At 62.2% G+C, this 17,707-nt stretch carries 16 protein-coding genes; 3 read left to right on the top strand and 13 right to left on the bottom strand.

What is annotated here, in order from left to right:
* Nucleotides 1-77 precede the first annotated feature (77 nt).
* The 6 genes from ACZ9HU_RS05640 to ACZ9HU_RS05615 form a co-directional block, all read right to left on the bottom strand.
* Nucleotides 78-1,256 (bottom strand): RsmB/NOP family class I SAM-dependent RNA methyltransferase, encoded by a 1,179-nt coding sequence (locus ACZ9HU_RS05640; protein WP_476103282.1) that lies wholly within the window; start codon nucleotides 1,254-1,256, stop codon nucleotides 78-80.
* Nucleotides 1,257-1,540: 284 nt separating this feature from the next.
* Complete coding sequence (gene guaB / locus ACZ9HU_RS05635; RefSeq protein ID WP_476103279.1) at nucleotides 1,541-2,998, bottom strand: IMP dehydrogenase; 1,458 nt, start codon at nucleotides 2,996-2,998, stop codon at nucleotides 1,541-1,543.
* 132 nt (nucleotides 2,999-3,130) lie between these two features.
* Nucleotides 3,131-3,568, bottom strand: a complete 438-nt coding sequence (locus ACZ9HU_RS05630) for an acetyltransferase (RefSeq protein ID WP_476103276.1) — start codon at nucleotides 3,566-3,568, stop codon at nucleotides 3,131-3,133.
* Between the two features lie 3 nt (nucleotides 3,569-3,571).
* Nucleotides 3,572-4,429, bottom strand: coding sequence for a GGDEF domain-containing protein (locus tag ACZ9HU_RS05625; protein WP_476103274.1), 858 nt, complete (start codon nucleotides 4,427-4,429; stop codon nucleotides 3,572-3,574).
* Nucleotides 4,430-4,650: 221 nt separating this feature from the next.
* Complete coding sequence (locus ACZ9HU_RS05620) at nucleotides 4,651-4,944, bottom strand: hypothetical protein (protein WP_476103272.1); 294 nt, start codon at nucleotides 4,942-4,944, stop codon at nucleotides 4,651-4,653.
* 105 nt (nucleotides 4,945-5,049) lie between these two features.
* Nucleotides 5,050-6,561: a M28 family metallopeptidase gene (locus ACZ9HU_RS05615; protein ID WP_476103270.1), complete on the bottom strand. Its 1,512-nt coding sequence runs from the start codon at nucleotides 6,559-6,561 to the stop codon at nucleotides 5,050-5,052.
* Nucleotides 6,562-6,777: 216 nt separating this feature from the next.
* Here ACZ9HU_RS05615 and ypfJ point away from each other — a divergent pair, with 216 nt between their 5' ends.
* Both ypfJ and ACZ9HU_RS05605 read left to right on the top strand, forming a co-directional pair.
* Complete coding sequence (gene ypfJ, locus ACZ9HU_RS05610; protein WP_476103268.1) at nucleotides 6,778-7,686, top strand: KPN_02809 family neutral zinc metallopeptidase; 909 nt, start codon at nucleotides 6,778-6,780, stop codon at nucleotides 7,684-7,686.
* A 136-nt stretch (nucleotides 7,687-7,822) separates the two neighbouring features.
* A complete protein-coding gene (locus tag ACZ9HU_RS05605) occupies nucleotides 7,823-8,335 on the top strand; it encodes a hypothetical protein (protein ID WP_476103266.1) in 513 nt (170 codons plus the stop codon).
* Nucleotides 8,336-8,420: 85 nt separating this feature from the next.
* On the opposite strand, the gene sdhA is transcribed toward ACZ9HU_RS05605, so the two are convergent.
* From sdhA to sdhC, 3 genes are read right to left on the bottom strand one after another with little or no spacing between them, the layout of a single operon-like run.
* Nucleotides 8,421-10,229: a succinate dehydrogenase flavoprotein subunit gene (gene sdhA, locus ACZ9HU_RS05600; protein ID WP_476103264.1), complete on the bottom strand. Its 1,809-nt coding sequence runs from the start codon at nucleotides 10,227-10,229 to the stop codon at nucleotides 8,421-8,423.
* A gap of 4 nt (nucleotides 10,230-10,233) precedes the next feature.
* On the bottom strand, nucleotides 10,234-10,614 hold the full coding sequence (gene sdhD, locus ACZ9HU_RS05595; protein WP_476103262.1) for a succinate dehydrogenase, hydrophobic membrane anchor protein: 381 nt from the start codon (nucleotides 10,612-10,614) through the stop codon (nucleotides 10,234-10,236).
* 13 nt (nucleotides 10,615-10,627) lie between these two features.
* A complete protein-coding gene (gene sdhC, locus ACZ9HU_RS05590) occupies nucleotides 10,628-11,029 on the bottom strand; it encodes a succinate dehydrogenase, cytochrome b556 subunit (protein WP_476103260.1) in 402 nt (133 codons plus the stop codon).
* Between the two features lie 193 nt (nucleotides 11,030-11,222).
* On the opposite strand from sdhC, the gene ACZ9HU_RS05585 reads away from it, so the two are divergent.
* Nucleotides 11,223-12,206 (top strand): 50S ribosomal protein L11 methyltransferase, encoded by a 984-nt coding sequence (locus tag ACZ9HU_RS05585; protein WP_476103258.1) that lies wholly within the window; start codon nucleotides 11,223-11,225, stop codon nucleotides 12,204-12,206.
* Between the two features lie 160 nt (nucleotides 12,207-12,366).
* Here the strand turns inward: ACZ9HU_RS05585 and ACZ9HU_RS05580 are convergent, their stop codons facing one another.
* From ACZ9HU_RS05580 to recN, 4 genes are all read right to left on the bottom strand, one after another.
* Nucleotides 12,367-13,086: a class I SAM-dependent methyltransferase gene (locus tag ACZ9HU_RS05580; RefSeq protein WP_476103256.1), complete on the bottom strand. Its 720-nt coding sequence runs from the start codon at nucleotides 13,084-13,086 to the stop codon at nucleotides 12,367-12,369.
* A 96-nt stretch (nucleotides 13,087-13,182) separates the two neighbouring features.
* Nucleotides 13,183-15,291: an NAD-dependent DNA ligase LigA gene (ligA, locus tag ACZ9HU_RS05575; RefSeq protein WP_476103254.1), complete on the bottom strand. Its 2,109-nt coding sequence runs from the start codon at nucleotides 15,289-15,291 to the stop codon at nucleotides 13,183-13,185.
* 9 nt (nucleotides 15,292-15,300) lie between these two features.
* Complete coding sequence (locus ACZ9HU_RS05570) at nucleotides 15,301-15,975, bottom strand: GNAT family N-acetyltransferase (protein WP_476103252.1); 675 nt, start codon at nucleotides 15,973-15,975, stop codon at nucleotides 15,301-15,303.
* A 63-nt stretch (nucleotides 15,976-16,038) separates the two neighbouring features.
* A complete protein-coding gene (gene recN / locus ACZ9HU_RS05565; protein WP_476103250.1) occupies nucleotides 16,039-17,703 on the bottom strand; it encodes a DNA repair protein RecN in 1,665 nt (554 codons plus the stop codon).
* Between the last annotated feature and the right edge of the window lie 4 nt (nucleotides 17,704-17,707).

Raw genomic sequence — 17,707 nt, 5'->3', positions numbered from 1 at the left:
TTGGCAGAAACGGGGCGAAACCGCCGAATATCTGGGGAGGCCTCGAACATGACGTTATTGCTACCAAAGGGTTGCGCTTACAACAAGCGGGCGCGCGCAACAAAGAAGCCGTCGGTGCCATCATGGGCGGGCGAAAGCCGGATTCCTTCGCCGCGCTGCTGACCTGCGCCCAAATCGATGGGCATGGCCGCCACATTGTGGTGGCGCTTCAGGAAAGCAGCGAACTGATCCGCGCCTTCTTCGTCGAGCAGCGAGCAGGTGACAAAAATGACCCGTCCGCCCGGTTTGAGCAATCCCACGGCCAGATCAAGCAGCCGCGATTGAATGGCGGTGATGCGGCCCAATTCCGCCTCGGTCAGACGCCAGCGCGCTTCGGGATTGCGGCGCCATGTGCCCGTTCCGCTGCACGGCGCATCGATCAGAACCGCGTCGGCCTGCCCCATGAAGGGCGACAGCGTGTCAACTTCGCGGTTGGGGTTCATCAGGACGGTTTGGGTGATCAGCGCACCGGCCCGCTCTGCCCGAGGCGCCAGACGTGACAGGCGTGCGCGATCTACGTCACAGGCGATCAACCGCCCCCGATTGCCCATGGCGGCGGCCAGAGCCAGCGTTTTGCCCCCGGCCCCGGCGCAAAGGTCGATCACGGTTTCGCCCGGCTGCGCCTCAACCACGTTGCAGACCAGTTGCGATCCGCCGTCCTGAACCTCGATCTGCCCTTGTTCATAGGCATCCCAACCCTCGACCGGCGTATTGGGCGCAAAACGCAAACCGTTGGGGGCCAGCAAGGGTTCCCCCGCCTCCGGCAAGGACAGCGAGGCACGGTCCGCCTTGAGCGTATTCACGCGAATGTCCAAGGGCGCGCGGTCCAGAAGGGTCAGCGCTGCATCCCCCTCAACCCCGCCATCGGCCAGACGCCGTTCCAGCCAGTCGGGAGCAACGCCGCCCGCTGCCACTTCTTCCTGCGGATCGATCGGCGCGGGCGCATGGCGGCCACCGTCAAACAGCGCGGCCAATCCCGCATCGCCTTGTGCCACACGCAGCATCGCCGCACGGCCGCTGACCGGAACCGGCCCGCAGGCACGAATGGCGCCGTAAACCAGTTCACGCACCGCCCGCCGGTCCTTGCTGCCCGCAAAGCGGCGCGTACGGAACCATTCGGTGATGATCCGATCCGCCGGAGCGCCCTGCCTGCGTGCGGCGGCGATCACTTCGTCGAGGATCTCGATTGCGGCCTGAACACGGGCTTGGGGGGTCATGTCGGGTGGGCTTTGCCTTTTGGGGGTTTCAAGAAAAAAGATATGCGAGGGACTCGTCCCTCGCGCTCCCATTACTGTCTTCGTTGCGCCATGGGTTCGGCCAAAGAGTGTCGGACGCTACGCCGGAAACCAAAAGCCTGCGGCGCTTTATGGAGCAAGCTCTCCGCGCCGCAGGCTTTCAACAATCATCACATAACTGTGCAAATCATGCGCCACCCATTAACGGGATTGCAAAGGGTCGAGACCCTTTGCCCGCCGGAGGCATAAAACCCCCGAAAACCCCATTAACGCGTCGGATAATTCGGCGCCTCACGCGTGATGGTCACGTCGTGAACATGGCTTTCCTTCAAGCCAGCATTGGTGATCTGGACGAACTTCGCCTTGGTGCGCAATTCCTCGATGGTGGCGCAGCCGGTATAGCCCATGGCCGCCTTCACGCCGCCGACCAACTGGTGAATGACATCCTTGGCCGGGCCTTTATACGGCACCTGACCTTCGATGCCTTCAGGCACCAGCTTCATCTGGTCCTTGATGTCCTGCTGGAAATAGCGGTCGGCCGACCCGCGAGCCATGGCGCCAACGCTGCCCATGCCGCGATAGGCCTTGTAGGCACGGCCCTGATAGATGAAAGTTTCGCCCGGCGCTTCCTCGGTCCCGGCCAGCAACGAGCCGACCATAACGGTCGAAGCGCCCGCCGCCAGAGCCTTGGCCGCGTCGCCCGAAGTGCGCAGACCGCCATCGCCGATCACCGGAACGCCCAATTCACGGGCCGCGCTGGCAGCTTCCATAATGGCCGTCAACTGGGGCACGCCGACGCCTGCCACGATGCGCGTGGTGCAGATCGAGCCAGGCCCGATGCCGACCTTGACCGCATCCGCGCCTGCGTCGATCAACGCCTTGGTCGCCTCAGCCGTGGCGACGTTGCCAGCCACCACCTGTGCATGGGGGTAAAGTACCTTCACGCGCTCGACCGAGCGGGCCACGTCCTTATTATGGCCATGCGCGGTGTCGACGATCACGACGTCGCATTCCGCCTCGATCAGCGCCGAGGTGCGTTCAAAACCCTTCTCGCCCACGGTCGTCGCCGCCGCCACGCGCAGACGGCCTGCGCCATCCTTGGTCGCGCTGGGATAATTGACGGCCTTTTCAATGTCCTTGACCGTGATCAGGCCAACGCACTTATAGGCATCGTCCACCACCAGCAGCTTTTCAATGCGGCGGGCGTGCAGCAGCTTGCGCGCTTCTTCCTGATTGACGCCTGCGCGCACGGTGGCAAGGTTTTCATGCGTCATCAATTCGCGCACCGGCTGGGCCGCATTATCGGCAAAGCGTACGTCGCGGTTGGTCAGGATACCCACCAGCTTGCCGCTGGCTTCGACCACGGGGATGCCGCTGATGCGGTTGGCCTGCATGATCGCGCGCGCTTCACCCAGCGTGGCGTCAGGGCCGACGGTGATCGGGTTGACCACCATGCCGCTTTCGAAACGCTTGACCGCGCGCACAGCGGCAACCTGTTCCTCAACCGTCAGATTGCGGTGCAAAACCCCGATCCCGCCCAACTGCGCCATGACGATGGCCATGTCGGCCTCGGTCACGGTGTCCATCGCGGACGAGATGACGGGGATGTTAAGTGCAATGCCTTTGGTCAGCCAGGTGCGCGTATCGGCCATGGAGGGCACGATGTCGCTTTCGGCAGGACGCAGCAGCACGTCGTCGAAGGTAAGGCCGAGAGAGATGTCCATGATCGCCACGCTGTATTCCCATGCTGAGGGGCTGTTGGATGAAACCGCCCATCGATTCGTGGCGGCCCATGTAAACAAGCATGGCGCGTAGGGCTAGGGGGGTTTTGCAGCCTATTTCATGACAAGGCAGGATTATCGCTGCAAATGCAGCAAAGGCAGCGCCCGACCCTGCGCATCAAAGGGAGATCGCCCCACAACCTCGAACCCAAGATGGCGATAAAAAGCCAAGGCCTGCGGGTTGCCTTCATTCACATCCACCCGCTTGCCACCGCCCAACAAAACGGCCTGCTCGATCAACGCCCGGCCCACACCTTGCCCTTGATAGGCTGGATCGACAAACAAGGCCTCGATCATCTCTCCATCGACCAACATAAAGGCCAGCGGATAGTCCGCCCCGTCCACCGCCAACCACATGGGGGCCGAGGGCAGAAAGGCGGCGACCTCGGCATCAATGGCCGCCCGGTCCGCCTCGCTCAGGAAGTCATGCGAGGCCGCCACAGCCGCGCGCCAAATCGCCACGGCCCTCTCGCCATCCTCTGGTCGCGAGGGACGCAAGGTGAAATTGGGCATGGTTCAACGCGCCGGGGTTAAGGCCACAGCGGTGCAAACCTGATCACGCCCGTTACGCTTGGCCTCATACAAAGCCTCGTCCGCATGCAGCAGCGACCCGTCCAGATCGCCTTCGATCCAGCGACATACGCCGCCAGAGAAGGTCACCGGGCGCCCCTTGATCCGCCCGATCGGATCGCCCTGCATCCGCCACGCGATCCGTTCCAGCGCCCAGCAGGCCTCGCTCTCAATCACGCCGTGAAAGAAGATCACGAATTCCTCGCCGCCCCAGCGCCCGACAATATCGGCCCGGCGGGTCTGCTCCGACAAACGGACGGCCAGAGCGCGCAGAACGCGATCGCCTTCGTCATGGCCCATCTCGTCATTGACCTGTTTGAAATGGTCAATGTCGAGAATGGCAAAACAACCATGGCGCTGGCTTGCCGGCAGGGCGTTGAGTTTTTTGAGGAAACCGCGGCGATTCAGGATGCCCGTCAACAGGTCTTCATGCGCAACCAGATCGAGTTCGCGCATCGCCTTGTCGCTTGAACGCTTGGCCCGATGAACACCATTGTACAGTTTTTGGATCAGATCCTGCGCCTGGGGCAATTGGTGCATGCCCTCTTCGCCGTCCTCATCCAAGGCATCGGCCAATTTCTCAATCGGAGCCAGCAGCGCGCCAATGCCCAACAGCGCGATGACGGTGCCAACAATTGTCGCGCCCAACAGCAGCCAGAAGGCATGGGCGCCGATCTCTCCGGTCGCTACACCCCAAACGATATAGGCCAAAAGCGGGACATGCGTTGCCACAAAGCAAAGAAAGAAAATCCGCGTTCGCAAACTGCGCGGAAAAATCGATGAGGTGGCAAGGTAGAAATTCATGGCAAGCCCTTCTGGGAACAACCATATTTCAGGCCCCCCATTTATTCCCGTTGCGCAAATCCTCGTACAATTCTCAATGATGAATTATGACCAAAAATGGTTAACGATTAGGCATATATTCGATGTCCATCACGCCAACCCAGTGACAATACATAGCAAAACAGCGCGTCAGGCAAGTGCCCAACGCGCTGTTTCGAACCCGTCAAAATCGCGTCAAACGATTATGCGGCACATTTGATAAACTTGCCCTTGGCGTCCTTGCACGGCCCCTTCTTGGCCGGTGCCATCGCGGGCGCTGCGGCAGGCTTCATGGCGGGCGCGGCGGGCTTCATCGCCGGGGCTGCGGGCTTCATCGCGGGCGGCGCCATCTTGGCCTTGGTCTGCCCCGGAGCCATAGCGCCCGGCGTGCCACACTTGGCAAACTGGCCCTTGGCATTGCGGCACTGTGAAGCCTCAGCAGTAGCGGGAACGGCGATCAAAGCCATCATGGCAAAAGGCAGAAGCAGCTTTTTCATAAAATCCCTCCTCGTAGCAAAGCACGACAGACTTTGGATATTCCCGACCGTATTGGCCGTTCATGAACCGCCCGTTCACCGCCCATCAATCCTTGGCGGACCGTCTTAACGAGTCCCCGTCAGCACCGTGGCCGGAAAGCGTTTGGTATCGGCAAAATACTGCACCAGCGCGACATGAAAAGCCACATCTTCGGCCGCGCCACCCAATTCCAAACCCGGCTTCACCACATCTTGCGGGCGGTGATAATCGGTGTCGAAATATTTCTCCAAACGGTTGATATCGCCATAGGCGCTGGTCACCATCACCGCGGGCAAATCATGCGACATCAAGGCCCAGCCATCCTGCCGCCGGATATAGCGATTGGGTTCGTCCGACACGGACAGCTTGCGCTTCTGTTCTCGCGCCACCGTGGCGATACCCGTGTCCAGAACCGTCATCCCCCGCCCGACAATGCCCACCGGCGTTCCGGCGGGGGCAATCGCCACCGAATCGATGTTGAACGCCGCCACGATATTCTTCAACGGCACCGGCGGATTTTCGGCAAAGGCTTCTGCGCCCAACAGGCCGATTTCCTCGCCCGTGGTGAACAGAACGATGACGTCGCGGTCCATGCCCCCCGGCACTTTGACCAACCGCCGCGTCACCTCCAGCAAGGCGGCAACCCCGCTGGCATTATCCACCGCGCCGTTACAGATCAGATGTTCCGCCGGCGGGCTGGCGCATTGGCCGAAATGATCCCAATGGGCCAGCAGCAGCACAGCGCCCGATCCCGGCTTTCGCCCCGGAATGCGGCCGATGATATTATGGGTGCGAATATTGGTTTCGCGCGTCGTCGCCTCAAAACTGGCCGAAACGTCGAGCAGGCGCGGCGCGAAATCGGGCTTGTCGGCCTCCTTTTGCAGGCTGGCCAGATTGTCCGGCGATGTGGCGAGAACCTGCTCCAACCCTTCGGGCGACAGGAAACCTTCCAGATCACCGCCCAGCGCCTCACTGGCCAACGCGTATCCCTGACGGCGGCGCCTTTCGGTCACGCCGGCCAGACTGCGCTGACCATCCAGCACCGTCACCACCGCTGCTGCGCCGCCTGCCAGCAGCGCATTCTGACGCTGCGACCGATCCCCGGCATAGGGCGTGTCCTTGGCGCCCAAATCGCCCTGATTGTCCAGCAGCAAGGCCACCCTGCCCGCCAGTTCCGCACGCGGCGGGACGGTGGTGCCGCGCCCCACAAAATAGATCGGCGCGCCCTGCACCAGACTGCGCCGCCCCGATGTCAGCAGCAGCGCCTGCGCCTGATCAAAGGGGATCAGCCGCCCGCGCCGGGAAAAACGCGCAACACCCGCCGCCGGTTCGCGCGCGACCAGTTTGATCGGCGCGTACCATGGGTTGGCGGGCTGATTGGTTCCCGACACCAAACCCATTTCAAACAATTGCTTACCGATATAGCGCAGTGTCTTGGCCTCACCATCGGTGCCCGGTTCGCGCCCGCCGAATTCATCACTGGCCAGAATGCGGATATGATCGAGCAATTGCGCCTCGATCGCGCGGTCCGTTCGCCCAATGGCGGGCACGGCGCAAAGCCCCGCCACCGCGCAAAGCGCAGCCCAGCGCAGCGCCACAAGCCCATGCCTGCGCCACCTTTTGCCATCTGTCGCTAAGCCGCCACGTGTCATCGCGGGCCAGCCTACACAGAACAGCCTTGCTCGCAAGACCGCTGTTGGTGGCAAAATGGGGAAAATTCCGAAAGTTGCCGCGATGCATCGCCATGAAATGGATCGCACCTTGCAACCACAGGCGGAAAACACGATTTAAGAGATAAAGACAGGGATCATGCGATGCGACTTGACGATTTCGACCCTAATGATGTGGATATCGAGGACCAGCGCGGACGCGGCGGAGGGTTTGGCGGTTTCGGCTTTGGCGGCGGTCAGGGGCTGCAACTGGGCGGCGGCGGGCTGGGCATTGGCACGATTGCGCTCTTGATGGTGGGCGCATGGATGCTCGGCTTCAACCCGCTCAGCGTGCTTGGCCTTGCCGGTGGCAGCCAGATCGCCGCCCCTGTCGAACAGCGCCCCGTGGCCACCGGCAGCGACGCGGCCAGCAGTTGCACGGTCGACGCGGCAAGCCGGGAAAGCTGCAACGCGCTATCCTCACTCAACAAGACATGGCGGACGCTGTTTGCCGATCGCGGACATAAATTTGCGCGCCCCCGTCTGGTGTTCTATTCCTCGCGCGGATCATCGGGATGCGGCGCTGCGCAAAGCGCGATGGGGCCATTCTATTGCCCTGCCGACAATGGCATTTATCTCGACACCGATTTCTATCGCCAAATGGACACCGAACTGGGCGCGACCGGCCAGTTTGCCCGCGATTACGTGATCGCGCATGAATATGGCCACCACGTTCAAAGCCTGCTGGGCACGTCGGCCCGCGTGCGCCAACAGGAACAGGCCAATCCCGATGCCGCCAATGCCCTATCGGTCCGGCTGGAACTTCAGGCCGACTGTTACGCAGGCGTGTGGGCGGCGCGCAACCGCGACCGGCTGGAAAAGGGTGATATGGAAAGCGGGCTGAATGCGGCCCACCAAATCGGCGATGACACGCTGATGAAATCGGCCGGACGCACGCCGGTTGAGGCCTCCTTTACCCACGGTTCGTCGGCCCAGCGCATGGAATGGCTGCGCCGAGGGATGGAAAGCGGCGACCCGGCCAAGTGCAACACTTTCGACGCGATCCGCGGATAATCGGTTCGCCGTTTCTGAATTTTTTGCTCATCCGACATTCACGTCCACCATCAACGCCACCTTTTCGCATCTCGCGCATTTCATCAGGACAAGGGCCGCAATGGCCCGGTTCCTGATGGAAGAGCGAGCCAGTCCCATGTCCCTTTGCCGTTTGATCGCCATCGCCTTGCTGCCCGTTCTGGTGGCGCCGCGCGTTGTCCATTCCGAACCCGCGCCCCCGCCCAAACCCAAGCCGGTGACCAATGCCGCCCCCTCGGCCGAGGATGTGGCGACGACGCCGCTCAGCGATCTGAACATTCGCAAGAACAAGGTGCCCGCCATTCTGGTGCGCGCCCAATCCGCTCCCTACAGCCTTGCGGGAATGGCGCGCTGTCCCGCGATCCAGCGTGAAGTGGGCCAATTGAACGGGGTGCTGGGCGAAGATGTCGATAGCGCGCGCAAACGCGGCAAGGCCGTGATCCCCGGCAAGGTTGCGCAGGATATCGTGGGCGGCATCATCCCCTTTCGCGGCGTGGTCCGCGAAATTACCGGCGCGAATGCCGAAAGCCGCGCGCTGCAACAGGCCATCTATGCCGGATTTGCGCGCAGGGCATTCCTGAAGGGCGTCGGCCTGCAAAAGGGATGCGGACACCCCGCCCGACCCGTCTGACGATCACCGCCCCGCGCAAATGCCAAAGAAAAAGCCGAGGGCAGCGCCCCCGGCTTTTTCATTTCAAACCATCGGAAAAAGCGTCTTAGTAAACGCGCTTCTTCGGCTTGATATATTCGACGTCGTCGGTCAGCGTGTATTCGTGGACCGGACGATAGTCGAGCTTGACGTTGCCGCCCTTGCCGCCCCAGCCGTCGAACCAGCCCACGGTGTGCTTCATCCATTCCGCATCGTTGCGATCGGGGAAGTCTTCGTGAGCGTGGGCGCCGCGCGATTCCTTGCGGGCATGCGCGCCATGCAGCGTGACCGAAGCCTGCGAGATCAGGTTGTCGAGTTCCAGCGTCTCGATCAGATCCGAGTTCCAGATCAGCGAGCGGTCCTTGATCGCGATGTCCTGCATCTTGTCATAGGTCGCCGCCAACTTGGTCTTGCCTTCGGCCATCAGCTCGTCGGTACGGAACACAGCCGCGTGGCCCGACATGGTGCGCTGCATCTCGGTGCGGATTTCCGCGGTCGAGCTGCCGCCCTTGGCATGGCGGAAGTGGTCCAGACGGGTCAGCGCCAGATCGGCCGAGTCAGCCGGCAGTTCGGCATGCGCCATGCCCGGCTTCACGATTTCCTTCAGGCGGTGGCCCGTTGCGCGGCCAAACACCACAAGGTCAATCAGTGAGTTCGAGCCAAGGCGGTTCGCGCCATGGACCGACACACAGGCCGCTTCACCCACAGCGAACAGGCCAGGAACCACGGTGTCGGGGTTACCGTCCGCACCGATGGTCACGACTTCGCCGTGATAGTTACACGGAATGCCGCCCATGTTGTAGTGAACGGTCGGCACCACCGGCAAAGGCTGGCGGGTCAGGTCGACACCGGCAAAGATCTTGCCGCTTTCGGTGATGCCCGGCAGGCGTTCGCCCAGCACCTTGGGATCGATGTGATCGAGGTGCAGATAAATGTGGTCGCCATGCGGACCAACGCCGCGGCCTTCACGGATTTCCAGCGCCATCGAACGCGACACAACGTCACGCGAAGCCAGATCCTTGGCCGAAGGAGCATAGCGTTCCATGAAACGCTCGCCCTGCGAGTTGGTCAGATAACCGCCCTCGCCGCGCGCGCCTTCGGTGATCAGCACGCCCGCGCCGTAAATGCCGGTCGGGTGGAACTGTACGAATTCCATGTCCTGCAAAGGCAGGCCAGCGCGCAGCACCATGCCGCCGCCGTCGCCGGTGCAGGTATGGGCCGAGGTCGCGGTGAAATACGAACGGCCATAACCGCCCGTGGCCAGAACCACAGCATGCGACTTGAAACGGTGGATCGTACCGTCATCGAGGCAGATGGCGATCACGCCAACGCATTTGCCATTGTCCATGATGAGGTCGATGGCAAAATATTCGATGAAAAAGTCGGCGTCATACTTGAGCGACTGCTGATACAGCGCGTGGAGCATGGCGTGACCGGTACGGTCGGCCGCGGCGCAGGTGCGCTGAACCGGCGGGCCTTCGCCCATGTTCTGCATGTGGCCGCCAAAGGGACGCTGATAGATCGTGCCATCGGCGTTACGGCTGAAGGGCACGCCCGCGTGCTCCAGTTCGTAAACGGCCGCAGGCGCTTCACGCACCATATATTCGATGGCGTCCTGGTCGCCCAGCCAGTCCGACCCCTTAACGGTGTCGTACATATGCCACGTCCAGTGGTCGGGCGTGTTGTTCTTAAGCGAAGCGGCAATGCCGCCCTGAGCCGCAACGGTGTGCGAACGGGTCGGAAACACCTTGGTGATGCAAGCGGTGCGAAGACCGGCTTCTGCGCTGCCCATGGTGGCGCGCAGGCCGGAGCCGCCAGCGCCGACAACCACGGTGTCATAGGTGTGATCGATGATCTTGTAAGCAGGCGCGGACATTATCTTATGCTCCCAGCGCAAGACGGAGGATGCTGAACAGGCCATAGGCCGCGCCGCCAAAAGCGGCCAGGTTCAGAGCGGCCATGACGGCAAACTTGGCGCCGGCTTCATGCACATAGTCCTCGAACAGGACCTGAAGGCCCAGACGAGCGTGCCAGAACGTGCTGATCACGAACAGCGCCAGACCGGTCGCGGTCACGGGGCTGGCGATCCAGTCGCGCATCGTGATGTACGAAAAGTTCGGCAGAGCCATGAACGATACGGCAAGCCAGCTGGTCAGCACAAGATTGCCGACAGCGGTAAAGCGCTGCATCAGCCAGTGGTGCGAACCCGAATGGGCCGAGCCAAGACCACGGACGCGGCCGACGGAAGTTCCGTTACCCATCTTCCAAATCCCCTTAGCGCGCCAGCAGGCAGGCCCAGAAGGCCGCCGTCAGCAGAATGCCAATGACCGGGCAAATCGCCGACCAGAAATTGTTGCTCTTCACTTCAAAGCCCGCACCGATGTCGAGCAGGAAGTGACGCACGCCCGAAACGGCATGATTGAAAACCGACCAGCTGACGCCGATCAGAACGATCCGACCATACCAGGTGCCAGCTTGCGCCAAAAACAGCGCATAGGCGTCGGGACCTGCAGCAAGGGTGCCCAGCCAGCAAAGCAGCAGGCCAAGGCCAGCAAACGAAGCCGCGCTGCCGGTGGCGCGATGCAGGATCGAGACAGCCATAGCTGGTCCCCAGCGCCAGATCTGCAAATGCGGTGAAAGCGGCCGCGCTTTGCGGGTTTGCGAGGCTTGAGCCATTACGACGAATCCCCTTTGGGCTGGTTCATGTTGCGTTGCGGGAATGCCCCGCGCGAAAATCCCCTTAGCCAAATCCCGGCCCGGTGCAAGCATGACAATGATACATTGCCGCTAAAGTCGCAATTGATCGCCCCGCAGGCGGCATTTTCACGGAGACTTGGCATTGTGGCCGTGCGGGCCTATCTGCGCGCCTATGACCGAGCCCAGCGACAACCAAGAATCCCTCGAAAACTGGAAAATCACCGTTTTCGGCCCCCGTAATCAGATCGAGGCGGCGCTGATCGCGCATGAAGACGCCTTTGATTGGGATTTCGAGATTGTGCTGTCGGGCTGTGAAGTGGCCAAGGACAAGCCGGAGGAATGGGTTTTTGAAGCCTATTTGCCGCGCAAACCGCGCAAGGCAGACAAAGATGCGATCCTTGCACTTTTTGTCGATGCCAAGCCCAAACTGATCATCGAACGCCTACCCGACATCGACTGGATCACGGAAAGCCAGCAGGGGTTGGAGCCGATCGTGGCGGGCCGATTCTGTGTCCACACATCCGATCATGCGCCCGTGCCCGGACTGGTGCCTTTCGAAATCCCGGCAAGCCGCGCCTTTGGCACCGGCCACCACGAAACGACCGCCGGGTGCCTGACCATGCTGGGCCATATGAAGGATCAGGGCGTCATCGCGCGCAATGTGGCCGACATCGGTACGGGCACGGGGCTTTTGGCCTTTGCGGCGCTGCACCTTTGGCCGCGGGCCTATGCCACGGCCAGCGACATTGATGCCGCCTGCGTCGGCGTGGTCGACCATAATTGCGAGATCAACAATGTGCCCATCGGCGCACGCCAAGGTGAACTGACCATGGTTGTGGCCGATGGCATGGATGATCCGGTGCTTCAGGCGCGTGGCCCCTATGATCTCTTGATCGCCAATATTCTGGCCGGGCCGCTGATTTCGCTCGCGCCCGATTTTGCCAAGGCTCTGCTTCCGGGCGGACATCTGCTGCTGGCTGGCCTGCTGGAAACGCAGGAGGCGCAGGTACGCGCCGCCTGCCGCCGCGCGGGTATGCGTTTGGCCGCGCGCATGGTTTCGGGCGACTGGTCGATCTTGTGGCTGCGCAAGCGTCGTTTCGCTCGGATCCATGCCTCGCAGATGGGCGTTTTGCCGGATTGGTCCAAGAAGTGGTGAAGTGAGGATGCGAGGGACTCGTCCCTCGCGCTCCCTGTTACTGTATATGCCGTGGCACAACTTGGTGCCGCAGGTTTTAATTCGTCCAACGCAGCCAACCTGGCTCCATTAACGGGATTGCCAAGGGACAAGTCCCTTGGCCCGCCGGAGGCAAAACCTCTTACTTGGTAAACTTCAATACAAACTGATCCGTCTTGTCGTGCAATTCGAACACCTTCTTGGTGTGATCGTCTTCTGCACTGGCCAGAGCCTTGCTTTCACCTGCGAATTTGAAGCCGGCCTTGACCACTTCCATCTTCACCAGTTCAGGATCGATGCGGTGCAGGTTGTCGGTATCGGTCGTGCCCGAACCGGCCTTGGCCGCATGGTCGCTGACCAGATAGGTCCCGCCCGGCTTCAACGCCGCCAGAGCCGCAGCATTGGTGGCATCCGGGCTGCGGCCGGTGTGGTGCAGGTCGTGATAATTCTGCGTCGTCCAGATCAGGTCCACCTTTTCCGGCGGCGCAATTTGTTCGCCCAGAACCAGCTTCACATTGGCAAAGGCCGGATTTTTCAAAATGGGATCGAGTCGCGCCAGACGTTCGGGCGGCGTCCCGGCGGGCATCCAGATATAGACGACGCCCTTAGGACCGACGGCCTTGGACAACAGGCGCGTGAAATAACCGCCACCGGGCAGCAATTCGCCCACCTTCATCCCCGGCTTCACCCCGGCAAAGGCCAGCAATTCGCCCGGTTTGCGCCCGGCATCGCGCGACACGTCGGCCTCCGGGCGATCCTTGTCGGCCAGAGCCGCCGCAATCGCCGCCTTGTTACCCTGAGCAAGAGCAACGCCCGGCGCCATCATGGCCAGAGCGCCCGCCAACAACCATGCCTTCGACATATCAGAAACTCCCCACCAGTTATCAGTCAGGCGGGAACCTATCCTAACGCGAGGGAATGCCAAGGGCCGTGAATGTAAGATTTTGTACGCAGGCCCCTATCCGGCGCGCGCGACAATTTCGGCCCATTCCGCCTCGGTGATGACCGCGATGCCCAGCTTTTCGGCCTGCGCCAGTTTGGACCCGGCCCCCGGCCCCGCCACGACCAGATCGGTTTTCGCGCTGACCGACCCGGCGGCGCGGGCGCCCAGCCTTTCGGCCTGCGCCTTGGCCTCGTCGCGGCTCATGGTTTCCAGCTTGCCGGTGAACACCACCGTCTTGCCTCCGACCTCGCTGGCCTTGGTTTCGACGATATAGTCGGGCGGGCTGACTTCGCTCAGCAAATCCTCCCAAACCGCGACATTGTGCGGCTCGTGGAAGAAGTCGCCCAAAGCCTCGACCACCGCAGGGCCGATGCCGTCGATGCCCACCAACTCGGCCCGCGCGTCGGCCACTTCGGGCAAATCGGCCGCGCCCGCCGTATCATCGGTGCGCAACTGGTTGGCCTTTTGCGCCACCTCGCGCAGGGCCGGCAATGTCGTGAAACGCTTGCACAGATCGCGCGCCGTCACCGCCCCAACGTGGCGAATCCCCAGCCCGAACAGCAAGCGCGCCGCATCGGGCTGGCGCTTGGCCTCGATGGCGCTCAACAGGTTATCCACAGACTTATCCTGCCACCCTTCGCGCCCGACAATATCGGCGCGGCGTCGTTGCAGGCGGAAAATGTCCGCAGGGCTTTCCAGCCAGCCAAGGTTGAAAAATTCGATGATCGTCTTTTCGCCCAAACCTTCAATGTCCAGCGCGCCACGGCTGACAAAATGCTTGAGCCTTTCGGTCCGTTGCGCGGGGCAAATCAGGCCCCCGGTGCAGCGAACATCGACCTCCCCCTCTTCGGCCACCGCCTCGGACCCACATTCGGGGCAATGATCGGGAAAGGCAAAGGCGGGGCGTTCAACATCCCGCGTCAGGTTTTCGACAACCTGCGGGATGACGTCGCCCGCCCGCTGCAAAACGACCCGGTCGCCGATCCGCACGCCCAACCGCGCAATTTCATCCCGATTATGCAGCGTGACATTGGTGACCGTCACCCCGCCCACCAGCACCGGCGCCAAACGCCCCACCGGGGTCAGCTTGCCCGTGCGGCCCACCTGAATATCGATGGCCTCCAGCGTGGTTTCGGCACGTTCTGCGGGAAACTTGCGCGCAATGGCCCAGCGGGGGGCCTTTGCCACGAAGCCGAGACGATCCTGAAGCGTAAAATCATCAACCTTGTAAACCACGCCGTCGATTTCATAAGGCAGATCAACGCGCTCTGCCTGAATGCTGCGGTAATGCTCGACCATCGCCGCCAGACCATCGCAGCGCCGCAGCCATGGCGAAACCGGCACGCCCCAAGCCGCAATTTGTTGCATCATCGCCCATTGGCTGGCCGCCGGAACGCTGCTGGCCGCGCCCCAACCATGGGCCAGGAAACGCAGCGGGCGCGAGGCCGTCACCCGTGCATCCTTCTGACGCAGCGAACCGGCTGCCGCGTTGCGCGGGTTGGCGAATGTCTTGTCGCCTGCCTGTTCCTGCCGCTCATTCAGCGCAAGAAAGGCGGCGCGCTCCATATAGACTTCGCCGCGAATTTCGAAAACATCGGGTACATCGCCGCGCAATTGCTGCGGAATATCATGGATATGCGCGACATTGGCGGTCACATCCTCGCCCACCTGTCCATCGCCGCGGGTGGCCGCCCGCACCAGCCTGCCCTGCTCATAGCGCAGCGAGAGCGAGAGGCCGTCGATCTTGTCCTCTGCCGTGAACGCCACCGGCGCATCATCGGCAAGGTTGAGGAAACGGCGGACGCGGGCGACGAATTCGCCCACTTCCTCGTCGTTGAAGGCATTATCCAAACTCATCATCCGCACCTCATGCGCGACCTTACGCAAGGGGGATGCGGCCACCTCGTGCCCAACTTTGTTGGTCGGACTGTCGGGCCGGGTCAGATGGGGATAGGCCGCCTCAAGCTCTGCATTGCGGCGCACCAGCGCATCATATTCCGCGTCCGAAATATCAGGCGAATCGTTAAGGTGATACGCCTTGTTCGCCCGATTGATCTTTCGGGCAAGGCGCATCAGTTCATTGGCGGCTTCGGCTTCGGTCGGCAAAGATGTGGGCGATGTCATGCCCCTCTCTTAGCCGAGGGCAAGCACGCTCGCCACCATCGGACGCCGAATACGGAAACCCAGTTGTTCATAAAGCCCGATGGCCGCCGCATTCCCGGCCCATGAATGCAGATAGGACGCATCGCCCCGCGCCGCCAGATCGGCCATCACGCGCAGGATCAACCGCCGCGCCAGCCCTCGCCCGCGATAGTCGGGATCGGTGCAAACCCCGCTGACCTCGGTCCAGCCATCGCCGGGGCGGGCACGTTCACCGGCCATGGCGATCAATTTTGCGCCATCGAACATGCCGTAGAATTGGCCATACAGCCTCGTCTTTGGCCCCCAAGGTCCGGGTTTTGTGGCAAGGGCCAGCGTGCTCATCTGATCGGCATGGCTTTCATCCAAGGGTACGATCCCGGCGAAATCAGCCTCTGGCGGGGATGTTTCCGCCACCATCTGAACCAAAGGCGCGGTCATTTTGGCGATCAGGCCGGGCGCGGTCACATCTTCGGGCTCAACCAGCCAGATTTCATCCTCCGCCCCGTTCAGCAAGGATGCCAGCGCCCCATTCTCCCCCGGCACCGCATTGGCGAAAGGGCCGAAATCAGAATCGATCCGCACGGCCGTGCGCGCATCATTCCAATGCGCAAGATGGGATTGGCGGGTGTTGAGGGCGGTCCAGAACGGACGATCTAAAGGATGCATGACGCCAAGATAATGTTGAAATTGCGGTGTTCCAGTACCCAAACGTCAACAAACTTGCGCAGGTCACACCCGTTCCAGCAACCGATCCGCCTGCGCCCGCGCCTCGGGCGTGATTTCCGCGCCCGACAACATGCGCGCAATCTCTTCCTGACGCCCTGCGCCATCCAGCAGGACGACGCCGGTGCGCGTGACAAAGCCATCGTTGCTCTTGGCGATGAAATAATGCTGTCCCCCGCGCGCCGCCACCTGCGGGCTATGCGTCACGGCCAGCAATTGGCCGGATGACGCCAGCCGCGCCAGACGCTCGCCAATGGCCTGCGCCACCGCGCCGCCGACGCCGCGGTCGATTTCGTCAAAGATCATCGTCGCGGCCCCGCCCTCTTCGGCCAAGGCCACCTTGAGCGCCAGGATGAAACGCGACAATTCACCGCCCGAGGCAATCTTGGCCAAAGGCGCGAAATCAGCGCCGGGGTTGGTCGCGATCATGAATTCGACACGGTCCATGCCCGACGCGCCCCATTGCCCTTCGTCCAGCCGGGAAACATCGGTACGAAAACGCGCCGCATCCAGCTTGAGCGGGGCCAGTTCCACCTTGACCGCCGCATCGAGGCGCAAGGCCGCTTCGCTGCGCGCGCTGCTGGCCGCCTCGGCCAGTTTGAGCCACGCCGTGCGCGCCTTGGACGCGGCCTGTTCCAACGCGACGACTTCGGCCTCGCCTCCCTCAATCGCGTTCAACGCGGCGCGCATTTCCTCCAAACGTGCAGGCAGATCATCGACCGCGCAGCCATGTTTGCGCCCCGCCGCGCGCAATTCAAACAGGCGCGTTTCCACCCGGTCCAATGCCAGCGGATCAAAGGCCAATTCGTCCAACGCCCGGTTCAACTTATCCTCAGCGTCATCCGCCTCGATCATGGCCCGGTCCAATGCGGCCAGAACTTCTTCCAGCAAGGCATGTTCACCCGCGATTCGGTCCAGACGCCGCGCCGCAACCCGCAATTCGGCCAAGGGTGAGTTCGATCCGGTAAAGACCTGCTGCACCGCCGAAAGGTCGCCCGCCAGACGCTCTCCCTTCTGCATCGTGGCTCGTTCGGTGGCCAGTTCCTCTTCCTCACCCGGCTGTGGGCAAAGAGCCTCCAATTCGGCGACATGGGCCTGATAGAGTTCGCGATCCTCGGCCGCCTTGGCGATGGCGGCGCGGGTCTTGGCCAGCTTGGCTTCGGCCTGCCCCCAAGCCTTCCACGCCCCCTCCATCGCGGCGGTATCGACCCGCGCATAACGATCGAGCAAAGCGCGATGCCCACGCGGATTGACCAGTCCGCGATCATCATGCTGACCATGAATTTCGACCAGATAGGGCGCGACCTCGCGCAGCAGGGCGACGCTGGCGGGTTGGTCATTGATAAAGGCTTTGGAGCCGCCGTCAGCCTTGATCTGACGCCGAATCAGGATGGGTTCGCCCGGTTCCACCTCCACCCCGGCCTCGGCCAGAGTATGCGCCACCGCGCCATGGAGCGCGCCCGGCTCAAACGAGGCCGTCACACTGGCCAGATCGGCGCCCGCGCGCACCAGGCCGCTATCGGCCCTCATGCCCAGAATCAGGCCCAATGCATCGAGCAGGATCGATTTGCCCGCCCCCGTCTCACCCGTAAGCACGCCAAGGCCCGGCGCGAAAGCGAGATCGAGCGCCTCGATCAACACGATGTTGCGAATGGAAAGATGGCTCAACATGTTC

This window comes from Novosphingobium sp. Sphag1I (assembly GCF_056279125.1).
Note: the sequence above shows the minus strand (reverse complement) of the source record. Positions and strands in the feature narration are given on the sequence as shown.